This window comes from Polaribacter vadi (assembly GCF_001761365.1).
GTDB lineage: Bacteria > Bacteroidota > Bacteroidia > Flavobacteriales > Flavobacteriaceae > Polaribacter > Polaribacter vadi.
In genome coordinates, this window is sequence record NZ_CP017477.1 from 373,398 (window position 1) to 390,672 (window position 17,275).

A 17,275-nucleotide genomic window follows, 5' to 3' on the forward strand; every position below is an offset into this window, starting at 1 on the left:
TTAGTCGATTTAAAGAAGCGAATTTGTTTATATGATGTTAAATGTAACTCAAATAAAAATAAGATTGATAACAAAAAAATATCCAACTATTTCCGAGAAAGTAGTTGGATATTTAATTTTTTAAATAATAAAGAAATAAATCTTATTGCTGATATTTCTCCATTTGAGAATTAAAATTATTCATAAAAGTATCCCAATCTGTAGTTGCAAGACTATATATGCTATAAACAAAATACAATCCATTAATACTTAAAGCTACTAATGCAAATGTTTTTGCTGTTTTCATGGCTTTTACATCATCCAAATCATATTCTTCAGGAAATTCATAGGCTTCTTTTAATTTTTTATTAGCAATTAAAAAAGATGGAAGTGCTAATAAAATACCAAGACCTGCAAAACAGCAGCATAATAGACTTACAGAAGATAATATATAGATTAGAGTTGTGCTTAGTTTTTTCATTTGGTAGTTTAATAGTTAATTTTAATAAGATAGTTAATAATCATGATTGATAAATTCAAGTATGCTAAACTACTAATTATTTTTTTTGATTGCTTAAATTTCGCTTTAAAATTTATCAAAATAAACAAGAATAAGCCTAATAATGTAAAAATTGCGGGATACATTTTAAAAGAACCCAAAAAATCGCCATGAATTAGCATTAAAAAAGAGCGCTGAAAACCACAGCCCAAACACTCAATCCCAAAAAAGGTTTTGCTAAAACAAGGCAACATGTAATCTTTTAAATTGATGAGCATTTTTTATTTATTTTTAGAAGCAAGATTCAAGAAACAAGAACCAAGAGTCAATAAATTTATTATTTTTAAGTATTTAAACTTCCAACTCAAACTTACTTAAACATATCCATTCCAGGAATGTTTGGCATCCCAGCTTTTGCAGCAACAGCCATTTCATGCTCGTTAATTTGAGATGCTTTTGCAATTGCCTTATTTAAAGTGATGATTAAAAAATCTTCCAATTCTTCTTTATCACTAAGCAAAGCATCATCAATTGAGATCGATTTTATTTCTCTATTGGCAGTTAAGGTTACTTTAATTTTTCCATCAGCACCATTTTCATCAACCAAAACTGAATTTAAACGCACTTTAGTTTCTTCTACTTTTTTTTGAGCATCTTTTATTTTCTGCATCATTCCAGACATATCTCCAAACATAATTTTTCTTTTTTTAGTTATAAATACAAAACTAACAAATTCATAAAGAATTCTTATTCTTTAAAAATGAAAAAAATATTTCTTTTATCCTTATTTATTAGTCTTATTTTTGCGGTCGCTTGTAAAAATGATAATAAAATGATGAAGAGTACTGATGCAAAGCATCCTGTAGCCGAAAAAATACCCACTGAATTAAAAAAACACAATGACGTAAGAATAGATAACTATTTTTGGATGCGTTTGTCTGATGATCAAAAATTAGCTCCTATAAAAGATGAACAAACTCAAAAAGTAGTTGCTTATCTAGAAGCCGAAAATGAATATTATGAGAATGTTACTGGGTATACAAAAACGTTTCAAGAAGAATTGTTTCATGAAATGAAAAGCAGAATTAAAGAAGATGATTCTTCTGTACCTATTAAAAGCAATGGTTATTTTTATAGCACACGTTTCGAAATTGGGAGTCAATACCCAATTTATAGTAGAAAAAAAGAAACCTTAGAGGCTGAAGAGGAAATTTTGTTTAATGTAAATGAAATGGCAAAAGACTTTGATTATTATCAATTAGGAGGTTTAAATGTTTCTGAAGATAATAAATTGATTGTTTTTGCAACAGATACTGTAAGTAGAAGACAATATTTTTTACGAATTAAAAACTTGGAAACTGGCGAAATTTATAAAGATATTATCGATAATACAACAGGAGGTTCTGTTTGGGCAAATGATAATAAAACCATTTTTTACACCAAAAAAGACCCAAAAACATTACGAAGCGAAAAAATATTTAGACATGTTTTAGGTACACCAACATCTGAAGATGTGGAAGTGTATCATGAAAAAGATGAAACTTTTGGCACGTATGTAACCAAATCAAAATCTAAAGACTACATAATTATTGGTTCTTACAGCACGCTTTCAAACGAAGCACAATATTTAGATGCTAATAATCCAACAGGGAAATTTACCATGTTGCAAGAAAGAGTAGCCGATTTAGAATATAATGTTTCTCATTATAAAGATCATTTTTATATAATGACGAATAAAGACAATGCTACCAATTTTAAGTTGATGAAAACTCCCATTTCTCAAACAACGAAAGAGAATTGGGTAGATGTTATTCCTCATAGAGAAGAAACCTTGTTAGAGGATTTTTCTATTTATAAAGAGTATTTAGTTTTAGAAGAACGTACAAATGGGTTGAATAGGATCCGTATAAAACGTTGGGACGAAACCGAGGATTATTATTTACCTTTTGGTGAAGAAACCTATTCAGTTGGTGTGTATGGAGATGATGAATTCGATACAGAAATTATAAGGTATTCTTACAATTCTTTTACAACTCCAAGTTCTGTCATCGATTTTAATATGGCAGATAAATCCAAAGAAATAAAAAAAGAACAAGAAGTTTTAGGAGGGAAGTTCAACAAAGAAAATTATAGAAGCGAACGTGTTTGGGCAACTGCAAGAGATGGAAAAAAAGTTGCCATTTCTATGGTGTATCATAAAGATACAAAGCTAAACAAAGACACACCATTAATGCAATATGCGTATGGTTCTTATGGACATACAATTTCAGATAGTTTTTCTACAACTCGTTTAAGTTTGTTAGATAGAGGTTTTGTATTTGCTTTAACGCATATTAGAGGAAGTCAATATTTAGGACGTGAATGGTATGAAGATGGTAAAATGTTGAACAAGAAAAATACATTTACAGACTTTATAGATTGCTCAAAATATTTAATTGATAATAACTACACATCAGCCAAACATTTATATGCAATGGGTGGTTCTGCAGGAGGTTTATTAATGGGTGCTATTATAAATATGAAGCCTGAGTTGTATAATGGTATTATTGCAGCTGTACCTTTTGTGGATGTTATTTCTACAATGTTAGACGATTCCATTCCTTTAACAACTGGAGAATATGATGAATGGGGAAATCCTAATGATAAAACGTATTATGACTATATAAAATCGTATTCGCCTTACGATCAAGTTGAGGCAAAAGAATATCCAAATATGTTGGTTACTACTGGTTATCACGATTCTCAAGTACAATATTGGGAACCTGCAAAATGGGTTGCAAAATTAAGAGAACTAAAAACAGATGCTAATTTGTTAATGTTGCATACCAATATGGAAGCTGGTCATGGAGGAGCTTCAGGGCGTTTTGAAGCTTTAAAAGAAACAGCAAAAGATTACACATTCTTTTTAGCTCTAGAGAATAAAGTAGATATTGAAAATAGTAAGATTTAAAATAATTTCGTATTTCAATTAGGATGTGTATTTTTGCAACCGATTGAAAAACAAACCTCACAGGTTTTTCATGCTGAATGCTATTCAGTATCCAAAATCTGTGAGGTTTTTCCATGAAAACTAAGCATGACAAGAAATCAAGGAATTAACAATACTATTCTAGAATTGGTTGGAGAAACACCAATGGTAAAACTCCAAAGAATAACCAAACATTTAAAAGGTACTTATTACGCAAAATTAGAAGCCTTTAACCCTGGGTTGTCTCAAAAAGATAGAATTGCACTGCATATTGTAGAAAATGCGGAAAAAAAGGGAATCCTTAAAAAAGGAGCAACCATTGTAGAAACAACATCTGGCAACACAGGCTATAGTTTAGCAATGATTGGTTTGGTAAAAGGTTATAAATGTATTTTAGCAGTTTCAGACAAATCTTCTCAAGATAAAATCGATTTATTAAAAACAATGGGAGCAGAGGTACATGTTTGTCCTGCAAATGTACCAGCAGCAGACCCAAGATCTTATTATGAGGTTGCCAAAACCATTCATAGAAAAACGAAGAATTCTGTGTATATCAATCAATATTTTAACGAATTAAATATTGAAGCACATTATAGAACTACAGGTCCAGAAATCTGGGAACAAACACAAGGCAAAATCACGCATTTAGTGGTGGCAAGTGGTACTGGAGGCACTATTTCTGGAACAGGAAAATACTTAAAAGAACAAAACCCAAACATTAAAGTTTTAGGAGTTGATGCTATTGGCTCTGTCTTAAAAAAATATCACGAAACTGGCGAATTAGATTTAAACGAAGTTTCACCTTATAAAATTGAAGGTTTAGGAAAAAATTTAATTCCGACTGCAACCGATTTTGACGTTATTGATATCTACGAAAAAGTATCTGATAAAGAAGCCGCTTTTGCAGCAAGAAACATTGTAAAAAAAGAAGGAATTTTCTGTGGATATACTTGTGGAGCAGTTGTGCAAGCTACCAAGCAATATGCAGAGCAAGATTATTTTGATGAAAATAGCGTTGTCGTCCTTATTTTTCCTGATCATGGTTCACGCTATATGAACAAAATTTATAACGACTCTTGGATGAAAGAACAAGGTTTTATGGAATAGTTCTACAAATAATACTATAAAATTACTTACATTGTCCAAATTCTTAATTTTACTTAACTTTGCACGTTTTTAAAAACAAAACATAAAATGACGACAGATTTATTTGATAGATTTATAAAAGATAAAGGTCCCTTAGGAAAATGGGCTAAACAAGCAGAAGGATATTATGTTTTTCCGAAGTTAGAAGGTCCAATTTCTAACAGAATGTCTTTTAATGGTAAAAAAGTAGTTACTTGGAGTATCAATGATTATTTAGGATTGGCAAACCATCCAGAAGTTTTAAAGGTTGATGGAGAAGCTGCAGCAGAACATGGAATGGCATACCCAATGGGTGCTAGAATGATGTCTGGACACACACCAATTCACGAGCAATTAGAACGTGAATGTGCAGAATTTGTTAATAAAGAAAAAGCATATTTACTAAACTTTGGTTATCAGGGGATTATGTCTGCTATAGACGCTTTGGTTACTAAAAATGATATTATTGTCTATGATATGGACACACATGCTTGTATTATAGATGGTGTTCGCTTGCATTCAGGAAAACGTTTTGTATATCGTCATAATGATATGGAAAGTTTTGAAAAAAACATAAAGCGTGCTGCAAAAATGGCAGAAAAAACTGGAGGAGGAATTCTAGTAATTTCTGAAGGTGTTTTTGGAATGCGTGGAGAACAAGGGCGTTTAAAAGAAATTATCGCTTTTAAAAAAGAATACAACTTTAGAATTTTAGTAGATGATGCTCATGGTTTTGGAACTCTTGGAGAAGGAGGAAGAGGTACTGGTTTTGAGCAAGGAATTCAAGATGAAATTGACGTTTATTTTGCAACTTTTGCAAAATCAATGGCAGGTTTTGGTGCTTTTTTAGCAGGAGATAAAGATGTAATGCAGTTTTTGCAATACAATATGCGTTCGCAAACTTTTGCAAAATCTTTGCCAATGGCAATGGTTAAAGGAGCTTTAAAGCGTTTGGATATGTTGCGTACTATGCCAGAATTAAAAGAAAAATTGTGGGAAAACACAAGAAACTTACAATCTGGTTTAAGAGATGCAGGTTTCGATTTAGGAACCACACAAACTTGTATTACTCCAGTATTTTTAAATGGAGAAATACCAGAAGCAATGGCAATGGTAAATGATTTACGTGAAAATCACGGAATTTTCTGTTCTATTGTTGTGTATCCTGTAATACCAAAAGGTTTAATTATCTTAAGATTGATACCAACAGCAACACACACACAAGATGATATTGATGAAACCATTACTGCTTTTTCTGCAATTCGTGAAAAATTAGAAAATGGAACCTATAAAAAGATTGCAGCAGCAATGGTGTAGTTTTTATAATTAAAGAATTTTAGAAATCGTGTTTTATAACACAACTCGATAATTCTTTTTGTTTTTTTATAATATTAAAAATAAAAAAGAGGATAATTAAAGCTAATTATCCTCTTTTTTATTACTTAATAAGTTTTTAAATTGCTGATGCTCCAGCTTCTGCAACAATATGGTCGTTTTCAACTGAACTTCCACTAACACCAATACCTCCAATAATTTCTCCTGATTCATTTTTAATTGGCACACCACCTGGAAAAGTAATCAATCCATTATTTGAATGTTCAATATTAAATAAAGGTTGTCCTGGTTGAGATAACTCTCCAATAATTCCTGTATTCATATCAAAAAAACGAGCTGTTTTTGCTTTTTTAATTGATATGTCAAGTGAGCCTAACCATGCACCATCCATTCTACCAAATGCAACTAAATTTGCTCCAGCATCTACAACTGCAATATTCATTTTTGTGTCAATTGCTGTAGATTTTTCTTTTGCTGCTACAATTGCTTTTTCTGCTTGTGCTAATGTAATATTCATAATTTTGTGTTTTAATTTTGTTATTATTTTAGGTATGTTTCCTATCGATATCTGGAATTTTTAATTTTGTAGGTAACGTTTCCGTATATGAAAAATAGCTGATTACAATGCTATTTCTTTTTGGATAGAAATAAAAATAGCAGAAAAAAACAAACTTTTTGTATTGCTCTTAACTGCTATTTTTAGTTACAATGCTGTAAGTATTTTTTACTTATAGTAAATTTAAGCTTGTTTTATAAATTGAGCGTCAATTACCAATTTCACTTTATCCGAAACTACAATACTTCCTGCTTCTGTAACAGCATTCCAAGTTAAATTAAACTCTTTTCTATTGATTTCTCCACTTATTTCAAAACCTGCTTTAGTTTGTCCATAAGGGTCAACAGCAATACCATTTAAATCAACATCTAATTTTACTGTTTTAGTAACATCTTTTATAGTTAAGTCTCCAATTAATTGTTGCCCGTCAAAAGATTTAGAAACAAATTTCATTTCTGGAAATTTCTCCGAATTGAAAAAATCTTCAGATTTCAGATGTGTATCTCTATCTTTATTTTTTGTGTTTATAGAATCTATTTTTGCATTTAACTCAAAAGAAGCATTATCGAAACTTTCATCATTTGTATTTATAGTTGCGTCAAAATTTTCAAAGTGACCTGTAACTGTTGAAATCATCATGTGTTTAACTTTGAATGTAATTTCTGAATGCGTATTGTCTATTTTCCAATTCATTTTTATTATGTTTTATTAGTTAATAATTTATTCGATACAAAATAACTTTTAAAAAATAATCTATGCATTGATGTATGATAAGAAATTACATTTTAAAATTTTTTCGAGTCAATTCTTTACGGACACGACTCAGGCTCTCAGGTGTAATTCCTAAATAAGATGCAATCATAGTTTGTGGAACTCTATTCACAATATCTGGGTACATTTTTAAGAATTCTAAATATCTATCTTCTGCAACTGCACTTAATAATAGTTTAATCCTTTTTTTTAAATGACGAATATGATTGTGCAGTAATCGATTATTAAAGTCAGTAAATTTTGGAAATTTTTTTGAAAGCAAAAGAAAAAAGTTTTCATCTAATAGAATGACTTGGCTATTCTCCAAAGCTTGAATAAAATAAGCTGACGGTTGACTGAAATAGACACTTTCTCTATCTGTAACAATCCAACTTTCAGGCGCAAAAGACAATATGTGTTCTTTACCTTTTTCATCAATCGAATATTGTCGTAAAAGTCCTTTTTCTACAAAAAATGAGTGTTTGCAATTTTCGCCTATTCTTAGTAATAGCTCATCTTTTTTAACGGTTTTTACCACACAATTTTTAGCTATTGATGAAATTTCATTTTCGTCAATTTCAAGAGTTGAAGTTAAAAATGTATTGAAATTAGAATAATTCATTTATTTTTTTGACAGTTTTTGAAAAATATCTATAAAGTTGAATATAAGCTTTGTTGCGTTTGTCTAGCAGTAAATTTAGTAAATCGTCCAAGAAAGTCCGCTAAAATTTTCGTAAGTAGGCTAAAACTAGCAATTATTTTATATGGCATAAGTTTACTTTTAAAAAGTTTCTGCTTTTAAAAATGTCTTTTGGTCAACAAAAAATTTGCTTTGCTATTATTCAGTTGTGACTAATTTTTTATTTTTTAAATATACGTCAAATTACGTATTGTCTCGCTTACTATCATCTGCTAATTTTGGCTTATAAAATTATTTATTATGAAAAATATCATACTTTTCGGATTGAGTGTAATTGGCATTTGCTCCATCCAAGCACAGAATTGGCAAAACTTGAACGCTACCACTCCTATTTCAGCTTCTTATCTTATTGCTGCTAGCCATTTGGGAGATAATATCTTGGTAATTGGCAACAATCAACTAATGGCTCTTTCAATTGATAAAGGCGCTTCTTGGACAGCCCCGACTATCACTCGTCCTCCAGGACAGTATGTAGCTTTGTATAATGGAGGTGATCGTATTTATGCCAATATGAAAATCAATACCTATGATTATGAATTGCATTATACACTTGACAATGGAACAACGTGGACGAGAGATACAATAGGTCTTCCCCAAAACTATGTAGACACTGGTAAACTTTCTATGAATGTAAAAAATATGGGTAATGGATATCTTATGGCTTATGATGCTACGCATACCAGCTACAAACAAAATGGTACAACTGCCTGGATCCAGACTACAATATCCACATCAATTTCTGATGTCACTTCTCTGAACGATGTTTGGTATGTACTTGGTCAGAATGATATTATGAAAAGTACAGATCATGGCGCAACTTGGGCACCAGTACCATTGAATGGTTTACCTAGAGGAGGTGGCTGGTTTAAAATTACTACGAATGGTGTAAATAGAATGTTCATTTTAGAATCTCCAGCAAATGGTGGTAACGAAGTTTATTATTCGGATGATTCTGGAGAAAGTTGGAGACTTGCCAATTCTGCTGGACATTATACCCACCAGAATGCATGGCTTGGAGCCATGTATGCAGTGGAAGATTATGTTTTTGCCGCGGTTAATCCAGCTTCTGGAGGTTTTTTTGATCCTCCTCCTTATTTGTTTTCATCGACCAAAGTTCCTGATTTTCAAAAAGGTGATACCAATGGATTGTTTACAAGACTTACCACATCGCCACTTCCTTTATTCTTTCATATTGATGACAAATTATATACAATGAATTGGGATTTGTTCAGTTCGAATCCTGGTTTTAAGGGAACCTTAGGAATTGATGAAAATATAGAATTTACTTTTAATGCTTATCCAAATCCTACAAAAGGAGCTTTCTATTTGGACATTCCAGTGAATACAAAATGGATATTGACTTCGATAGATGGAAAAGTGATATCTAAAGGGGTTGTAAAAGATCATAAAACTAACATCAATATGGAAACATTAGATAATGGAATTTATTTGGTACAAACATTTTTTAATGGTAAAAAAGTTGTGAAAAAAGTAGTTAAATATTAATTGGTTCAAAAATTAACTTGATGTGTTTTTCGACTATAAGTTCTGCTTAAATTTTTAATTTAAATGTTTCACTGTAACGTCTAATTACTTTATCATTTTTATATATGATTTTTAAAATTATGTAGCTTTTATAAAGACGGGTCACTTAGCTAAGAACGGTTTTATTGTTTAAAAAACCTATAGAAAAACACCGAAAAGTAAAAAAAAACTCGAATAGCAAACACCATTCGAGTTTTTAAATTATTATAAAAATAAGTTTTAGAATCTAAATTCTAAACCACCATAGATTCCAAAAGGATGTCCAGGTCTTAAACCTGCAGGAACTCTAGAAGCTGCATAGGTTTCATCTAACAAATTAATAATATTGGCAGTAAGGCTTAATTGATTGTTTACGAAGTATTTACCAGAAGCGTCAATTACAAAATTAGCATCAACTCTTTCATTATCTGGAATGTTTCCTGAACCTGCAAGCGTTCTAAACTCACCATTATAACGTGCGTTTAAATTAATTTCAAAAGCTGAATGTTCTACAGAAAAAACAACATTAAATTGATGTTTTGGAATATATGGTAATTCATCACCCATAGTTACAGTTCCCCATAAAGCATCATCACTACCAAAACTATTTTGGAATTCAGTGTTTGTAAAAGTATAACCAACAGAAATAGGCAAGGCAATTTTGGCATCCGCTTTTGCGAAATTATAATTTAGTAACAATTCAATTCCGTTTACATTTACTTCACCAGCATTAAACTGATCTAAAGAACCTGTTCCACCAGTCGCAGCTAAATCGCTTCCTAAAAGATTAGAATAATCGTTAAAGAACCCTACAAATTCACCAGAAATTCCTGCAAAATTAAAACGCGTTCCTAACTCATAATTAATACTTTCTTCTGGTTCTTGACCTTCTTGATTTCCAGGAGGCGAAAATCCCTTATGAACACCACCAAAAATAGATAAGTCGTTATTAAATCGATAATTTGCACCCATTCCAGGAATAAAAACATTCACTGAATTCTCTCTTTCCGCTAAATTTACACCAGTTCTGTTTACATCACTTTTACCAAAATCTTCTCTTTTTAAAGTGATATTTTCATAACGAACTCCAGGTGTAAACGTCCAATTATTATATTTTAATTTATAGGTGATAAAAGAAGCAAACGCATTTGCACTTGTAATTCTGTTGGCATCAGTTCCATGAGTTCCAGCTGTTGTTAAGGCTAAAACACCAGTGTCAGAAATACCATATTGATCTACCCATTGAAAACGATCTTCCTCATCATAATGAAAACGAAAACCAACTTCAATATCATGAAAAGCATCTCCTTTATACCAATGATAATCTAATTTAGATTGGATTCCTTGTGACTCATATTTTCTATTATTTGCTTTAACTCCAAGAGCATCTGCACCCGAATTTACGCTTCCATTTACAATTGCAAAATGGTTAGGCAAAGTTGTTGAGTTTTCTAAAATATTGGCAATAGATTGTTTATCACCATTAAAAGTAACATCATTTAATTTATACCAGTTTCTAGCAAAATTATTTTGATATGCAGTAGTTGTTAATCGTATATTTTTAGAGAAGTTCGCTTTGTGTGTAATTGCATATTGTGTATGGTCAGTCTTCATTTTATCAGCATCAGAAGACGCATATCTTGCAAACGGATTTTCATTAAAATCAGCTTCTGTCAGCCCTAAATAGGTTTCATTACCAACCTCATCTGAATATTGAAATTTAAATTCAAAAGACTGTTTTACTTGCGCATTTGGGAATAAGTTTACAGCTAATTTGGCAACAACATCATTCTTATTAAAACCTGTGTCTTTTCCACTTGGCAAGGTTTTAAAACCATCTGAACCATAATTTAAATACTCAACCATGTATCCAAAAGTTTCATTTCCTCCACCAATTTTAGCATGCAATTGGCTAGAATTAAAGCTACCATAACTGGCTCTCACTTGTCCTCCAAATTCAGTCGGAATTTGAGAAGAAATCATATTAATAGCACCACCAGTTGTAAAAGGCCCATATTGTACTTGGCTACTTCCTTTTAAAACTTCTACAGCTTCCATTCTAGCAATAGTAGGGAAGTAGTAAGCAGATGAAGCACTGTAAGGAGCTGGTGCAATTAAAATGCCATCTTCCATTAAGGTAATTTTAGAACTTCTTTCTGGAGAGGTTCCTCGCAAACTAATATTTGGACGTAAACCAAAACCATCTTCTTCATAAATACTAACTCCAGGCACTGTTCTTAGTGCTCTATTTACATCTGTAAAACCAAATTTTTGCAATTCTTTTGGCGATAAATAATATGCAGAACCTGTTCTGTTTTTTGCTACATATTTATTGCCAAAAATAGCAGTTGTAGAAATAATTACTTCGTCCAATTTTTGGATTGAATCTAACGTAACATCCTTTTTCTTTTTTTCTTGAGCACTTATTGCAAGCGTACATAAGGCTGATAATACAAGAAGACCTTTCTTCATTTTATTTAGATTAAGTATAAATAGGTTTTTAAAACAGGCGCAAAGATACAACCCCATCATACATTTACAAAGTTTATTTAGAATAAATAAATATTGATCTATAATAAATTGATTTTCAAAACATAATTATAGTATATGATTTATTAAAAATTTAATAAATAATTTAGGGTTTATAAACCATTCATATTAAATTAGTTTACAATCAATATAAATCGTAAATTTGTACGCAATTATATCTTAATTGCAACATGATAGCACACGAAAACAAAATTTTAGGAGAAGGACTAACATATGATGATGTTCTTTTAGTTCCAGCTTTTTCTCAAGTACTTCCAAGAGAAGTAAGTATACAAACAAAATTTACTAGAAATATTACCATTAACGTTCCTATTGCTTCTGCAGCTATGGATACTGTTACAGAATCTGCTTTGGCAATTGCCATTGCAAGAGAAGGTGGTATTGGAGTTTTACATAAAAACATGACCATTGAGCAACAAGCCCAAGAAGTTAGAAAAGTAAAACGTGCAGAGAGTGGAATGATTCTAGATCCTGTAACATTGCCTTTAACTGCCAAAGTTTTAGATGCAAAAGCATTTATGAAAGAGCATGGAATTGGTGGAATTCCGATTGTGGATGCTCATGGAATTTTAAAAGGAATTGTAACCAATAGAGATTTGCGTTTTGAGCATGACAATAATAGACCAATTGTTGAGGTGATGACCAGTGAAAACTTGGTAACTGCAGGTGTTGGAACTTCTTTAAATGATGCAGAAAAAATTCTTCAGAATTATAAAATAGAAAAACTTTTAATTGTTGATGATGCTTATAAATTAAAAGGATTAATCACTTTTAGAGATATCACAAAAGTTACTCAAAAACCAATTGCCAATAAAGATTCTTTTGGTAGGTTAAGAGTTGCAGCAGCTTTAGGTGTAACTCCAGATGCTGTTCATAGAGCAGAAGCTTTGGTAAATGCAGGAGTTGATGCTGTAATTATAGATACTGCTCATGGACATACAGAAGGTGTTGTAAAAGTATTGAAAGCTGTGAAAGAAAAGTTTCCTGAATTAGATGTTGTAGTAGGAAATATTGCAACTCCAGAAGCAGCAAAATATTTAGTAGCTGCAGGTGCAGATGCTGTAAAAGTAGGGATTGGACCAGGTTCTATTTGTACAACAAGAGTTGTTGCAGGAGTTGGGTATCCTCAATTTTCGGCAGTTTTAGAAGTTGCACACGCTATTAAAGGTAGTGGAGTTCCTGTAATTGCAGATGGTGGAATTCGTTATACAGGAGATATTCCTAAGGCTATTGCTGCTGGTGCAGATTGTGTAATGTTAGGATCACTTTTAGCTGGTACCAAAGAATCTCCAGGAGAAACCATTATTTACGAAGGAAGAAAGTTTAAATCTTATAGAGGAATGGGGTCTGTAGAAGCTATGAAACATGGTTCTAAAGATCGATATTTCCAAGATGTAGAAGATGATATTAAAAAATTAGTTCCTGAAGGAATTGTTGGTAGAGTACCTTATAAAGGAGAATTGTTTGAAAGCATTCACCAGTTTGTGGGTGGTTTAAGAGCAGGAATGGGATATTGTGGTGCAAAAGATATTGAAACTTTAAAAGAAACTGGGAGATTTATAAGAATTACAGCAAGTGGAATTAACGAAAGTCATCCTCATGATGTAGCAATTACAAAAGAAGCGCCAAACTATAGTAGAAGATAATAAGCAAGCAAAATATTTTTAATAAACAAAAACGAAAATGGAAGATCAGAATTTTATCAATTTTAAAAAAACGCGAGATTTAGGAGCGATGATTTCTGATACCATTAAGTTTTTGAGTGTAGAGTGGAAACCCTTTTTAGGAACTATTCTTAAAATATCTATTATTCCTATTATCATTGCTATTTGTGCAGTAATTTATTTTGCAATGATATCTACCGATTTTATTCTTGATTTATCTCAGTTTAATGAAGACAGTATTTTTGATGAATTAAATTCTTCTCAAATATTAGTGCCACTTTTAATTTATATACTTTCATATATAGTTGCGTATTCTTTAATGACAGTGTCTTCTTTAGCTTACATAAAATCTTATATAGCTAATAAGGGTTTTGTAAATTTTGATGAGGTTCAAAAAACAACCAAAGACAAATTTTGGTCATACATAGGGTTGTTTATTTTAGTGGCAATTATTGTTGGTTTTGGGATGTTATTTTGTATTCTGCCAGGTATTTATTTTGCAGTAGTTTTATCATTATCTATTTGCTTGGTCATTTTTAAAAATAAAGGTGCTTTAGATTCAATTAGCGATTCTTTTGGTTTCATAAAAGGTCATTGGTGGGAAACATTTGGGATTTTATTGGTGATACAAATTTTAATTGGTCTTATAGGATTTTTTGCTGGTTTACCTGCAAGTATTTATCAAGGTGCTGATATGACTACAATCTTACAAGGGCAAGATCCTACTGAAATGTTAAATTCTTTTCAAGATCCTATTTATTTAGTTTTAATGGGGTTTTCTTACCTTATAAATTTCATTTTGTATTTAGTTTCAGTAATTGTTATTGTATTTGTTTATTATGATATAAAAGAACAAAAAAATCCTACTTCAGAGATGATTAATGAAATTGGTGTTTATTAAATAATTTTTGATTTATAGAATTATTTTTACTAAATCTAATATTATTTTTTTAATATCTTTTTATGATAAGGTTTCGCTCCTATGGAGCTCTACTTTAGTTTTTATTGTATTCATCTATTAATATTTTGCTCCTATGGAGCTGAAAATCTCATAGGGATGAAATATTTATAACAAATTGATTTGAAGATCAATTAAACCATAAAAGGGCGAAATAACAAAACTGTATGGAAGTTTTTGATTTTTTATTCACAAAAGAGTTTATTTAGATTTTAAGAGAAGCCTAGTAGTCTTGCTAACACAAGATTGAAAATCTTTATGTGATTTCTCCCAAAAGGTCGAAAAGACAAAACTGGATGGAAGTTTTTATTTTCAATTAGGATTGAATTATAATACTGAAATAATTTCATCATTTATAAACATAAAAAACCTCACAATTAAATACATAATTGTGAGGCTTCTTATTTTATGGAGTTTGTAAAAAACTTATTCTTTTACTTTCTCTTTAAATTCATCAAACTTATCAGTTGTTGGTTTTGGCCAGCTATTGTTAGAAGTATCAACATCTGCAGTTTCCATATCTGGATCTACTGTAATTTTTGTAATTTCTTGTGTAGAAGAAAATACTCTTTTTACAGTTGCATCATCTTGCATCCAAATTTGAGCTGGGAACGTTTGTTTCGATTTTGTACCATCAGCATATGTTAATTCAACAATTAATGGCATAACCAAACCTCCTGGCTTTTCAAATTCAACAGAATAGATAAACGTAGGGATTTCTTTACCATCAGCATAAGCATCCATTGCTTTTGGATTTGCATCCTCTTTTTTGTCTGTGATGTATACCAAATCTCCTAAATTATCAAAATACTGCTTGTATTGTTCTTTTAACTTTGTAACTCTTTCACCTGCCTTATCTGTTAAAAATAAAGGTTTTACTTCTTTAATTCCGATGTCTGTAACATCTGTTGTATAGAACCATCCTCTAAAGAACCAGTCTAAATCCATTGCAGAAGCATCTTCCATAGATCTAAAGAAATCTTCTGGAGTTGGGTGTTTAAACATCCATCTTTGAGAATACGTTCTAAAAGCATGATCAAATAATTCTGGACCCATTATTGTTTTACGCAACATGTACAAACCAGCAGCTGGTTTAGAATATGCATTAGGTCCGAATTGTTTTACATAATCTCCTTGAGACATAATAGGAGAGATGTTAGATTGGTCTCCACCCATATAACGTGTAATATCTTTTGCTGGGTTTGATGCGAATAATTCTGCATCATACACATCTTCTGCTAAAATTTCTACGAAAGAGTTTAAACCTTCATCCATCCAAGTCCATTGTCTTTCATCAGAATTTACAATCATTGGAAAAAAGTTATGCCCAACTTCGTGAATAATTACGCCTAACATTCCTTTTTTAGTTCTGTCAGAATAGGTTCCATCAGGATTTGGACGACCAAAGTTGAAACAAATCATTGGGTATTCCATTCCTTGTCTTTCTGAATGTACAGAAACAGCTTTAGGATAAGGATAATCGAATGTTAATTTAGAATATTCAATTAAAGTAGTTGCAACTGCTCTTGTAGAATGCTCTTCCCATAAAGGATTTCCTTCTTTAGGATATAAAGAAGTAGCCATTACAGTTTTCCCATTAATATTTACAGCCATTGCATCCCAAATATATTTTCTTGAAGTTGCAAAAGCAAAATCTCTTACTTTTTCAGCTTTAAACTTCCAAGTTTTAGTACCAGTTGCACGTCCTTTTTCAGTTTTTTCTGCTTCTTCTTGTGTAACAATTAGTACAGGATTATCGAAAGTTTTTGTAGCTTTTTCATAACGCTTGCGCTGTTCTTTTGTTAAAACATCTTTTTCATTTTGTAAAGAACCTGTAGCTTCTACAATATGATCTGCAGGTACAGTTAAATTAACTTCATAATCTCCAAATTCTAAAGCAAATTCAGAACGTCCCCAGAATTGCATATTTTGCCATCCTTCAACATTATTATAGACTGCTAATCTTGGAAAAAATTGAGCAATTGTATAATTGTTATTTCCATCTTCAAAAGATTCTAAACCAGAACGTCCACCATCTTTGTTGATATCGTTAATTTTATAATTCCATTTAATGCTGAAATTAAATTTATCTCCAGGAGCCAATGCTTTTGGTAAATTAATACGCATCATTGTTCTGTTAATTAAATGTGATAAAGGCTTTCCATCAGTTTCAACTTTTTCGATGTTAAAGCCAAAACCTTTCCCTTCTTTCATAAAGGTACTTTTAAAATTTTCTGGAGTAATAAAAGCAGAAGCTCCATTAGATTTTGCTAAAGGAGTTTGAGAATCGTCTGCTCTCATGTTTTGATCTAACTGAACCCATAAATACTCTAAAACATCTTTAGAATTGTTATAATAGGTAATTTTTTCATCACCATAAATTTTGTTATTTGCTTCGTCTAAACGAATGTCCATCACATAATCCACCTGTTGTTGTGTGTATTGATGACCTGGAGCACCAGAAGCTGTATGCTGATCGTTTGGAGTAGCCAAAACATCCTTCATTTGTCTGAATTTGTTTTGATCTGTGTGTCCTTGTTGCGTTTTCTTTTCTTCCTTTTGTTCTTGAGCAATGGTAGCTGCAGTAACAAAGAATAAAGAAAACATTAATAAATAGATTTTTTTCATTTGTTTTGTTTGAATTTATTTTGGCTAAATTTACAATAA

General features: G+C 31.2%; 14 protein-coding genes. 6 read left to right on the top strand and 8 right to left on the bottom strand.

Features of this window, described 5'->3' with window-relative positions; all coding sequences use genetic code 11:
* Nucleotides 1-142 precede the first annotated feature (142 nt).
* The 3 genes from LPB03_RS01630 to LPB03_RS01635 form a co-directional block, all read right to left on the bottom strand.
* Entirely contained in the window at nt 143-460 is a 318-nt protein-coding gene (locus LPB03_RS01630; RefSeq protein WP_065318215.1) for a CCC motif membrane protein, read from the bottom strand.
* A gap of 8 nt (nt 461-468) precedes the next feature.
* Nucleotides 469-756, bottom strand: a complete 288-nt coding sequence (locus LPB03_RS16480) for a DUF2752 domain-containing protein (RefSeq protein ID WP_083186976.1) — start codon at nt 754-756, stop codon at nt 469-471.
* 92 nt (nt 757-848) lie between these two features.
* Nucleotides 849-1,172 carry a YbaB/EbfC family nucleoid-associated protein gene (locus LPB03_RS01635; RefSeq protein WP_065318214.1) on the bottom strand — a complete coding sequence of 108 codons (324 nt, stop codon included), beginning with the start codon at nt 1,170-1,172 and terminating at the stop codon, nt 849-851.
* A gap of 141 nt (nt 1,173-1,313) precedes the next feature.
* On the opposite strand from LPB03_RS01635, the gene LPB03_RS01640 reads away from it, so the two are divergent.
* From LPB03_RS01640 to capB, 3 genes are all read left to right on the top strand, one after another.
* Nucleotides 1,314-3,428, top strand: coding sequence for a S9 family peptidase (locus LPB03_RS01640; RefSeq protein ID WP_065318213.1), 2,115 nt, complete (start codon nt 1,314-1,316; stop codon nt 3,426-3,428).
* A gap of 126 nt (nt 3,429-3,554) precedes the next feature.
* Nucleotides 3,555-4,553, top strand: coding sequence for a cysteate synthase (gene capA / locus LPB03_RS01645; RefSeq protein ID WP_065318212.1), 999 nt, complete (start codon nt 3,555-3,557; stop codon nt 4,551-4,553).
* Between the two features lie 87 nt (nt 4,554-4,640).
* Complete coding sequence (gene capB / locus LPB03_RS01650) at nt 4,641-5,888, top strand: cysteate-C-fatty acyltransferase (RefSeq protein WP_065318211.1); 1,248 nt, start codon at nt 4,641-4,643, stop codon at nt 5,886-5,888.
* Nucleotides 5,889-6,024: 136 nt separating this feature from the next.
* Here capB and LPB03_RS01655 read toward each other — a convergent pair whose 3' ends face one another.
* The 3 genes from LPB03_RS01655 to LPB03_RS01665 all read right to left on the bottom strand — a co-directional run bounded on the left by LPB03_RS01655 (nt 6,025) and on the right by LPB03_RS01665 (nt 7,834).
* Entirely contained in the window at nt 6,025-6,423 is a 399-nt protein-coding gene (locus tag LPB03_RS01655) for a GlcG/HbpS family heme-binding protein (RefSeq protein ID WP_065318210.1), read from the bottom strand.
* A gap of 222 nt (nt 6,424-6,645) precedes the next feature.
* The gene (locus tag LPB03_RS01660; RefSeq protein WP_065318209.1) at nt 6,646-7,155 is read right to left on the bottom strand and encodes a YceI family protein; all 510 of its coding nucleotides are present in this window, start codon (nt 7,153-7,155) and stop codon (nt 6,646-6,648) included.
* An 85-nt stretch (nt 7,156-7,240) separates the two neighbouring features.
* A complete protein-coding gene (locus LPB03_RS01665; protein ID WP_065318208.1) occupies nt 7,241-7,834 on the bottom strand; it encodes a Crp/Fnr family transcriptional regulator in 594 nt (197 codons plus the stop codon).
* 318 nt (nt 7,835-8,152) lie between these two features.
* Between LPB03_RS01665 and LPB03_RS01670 the strand changes: the two genes are divergently transcribed.
* Complete coding sequence (locus tag LPB03_RS01670) at nt 8,153-9,418, top strand: T9SS type A sorting domain-containing protein (protein ID WP_083186974.1); 1,266 nt, start codon at nt 8,153-8,155, stop codon at nt 9,416-9,418.
* Between the two features lie 258 nt (nt 9,419-9,676).
* Here LPB03_RS01670 and LPB03_RS01675 read toward each other — a convergent pair whose 3' ends face one another.
* The gene (locus tag LPB03_RS01675; protein ID WP_065318206.1) at nt 9,677-11,908 is read right to left on the bottom strand and encodes a TonB-dependent receptor family protein; all 2,232 of its coding nucleotides are present in this window, start codon (nt 11,906-11,908) and stop codon (nt 9,677-9,679) included.
* A 248-nt stretch (nt 11,909-12,156) separates the two neighbouring features.
* On the opposite strand from LPB03_RS01675, the gene guaB reads away from it, so the two are divergent.
* Together guaB and LPB03_RS01685 are read left to right on the top strand one after the other, a co-directional pair.
* Nucleotides 12,157-13,632 carry an IMP dehydrogenase gene (guaB, locus tag LPB03_RS01680; RefSeq protein ID WP_065318205.1) on the top strand — a complete coding sequence of 492 codons (1,476 nt, stop codon included), beginning with the start codon at nt 12,157-12,159 and terminating at the stop codon, nt 13,630-13,632.
* A 37-nt stretch (nt 13,633-13,669) separates the two neighbouring features.
* Nucleotides 13,670-14,551, top strand: a complete 882-nt coding sequence (locus LPB03_RS01685) for a hypothetical protein (protein ID WP_065318204.1) — start codon at nt 13,670-13,672, stop codon at nt 14,549-14,551.
* Nucleotides 14,552-15,034: 483 nt separating this feature from the next.
* On the opposite strand, the gene LPB03_RS01690 is transcribed toward LPB03_RS01685, so the two are convergent.
* Nucleotides 15,035-17,236 (bottom strand): M1 family metallopeptidase, encoded by a 2,202-nt coding sequence (locus tag LPB03_RS01690; RefSeq protein ID WP_065318203.1) that lies wholly within the window; start codon nt 17,234-17,236, stop codon nt 15,035-15,037.
* Nucleotides 17,237-17,275: the final 39 nt, after the last annotated feature.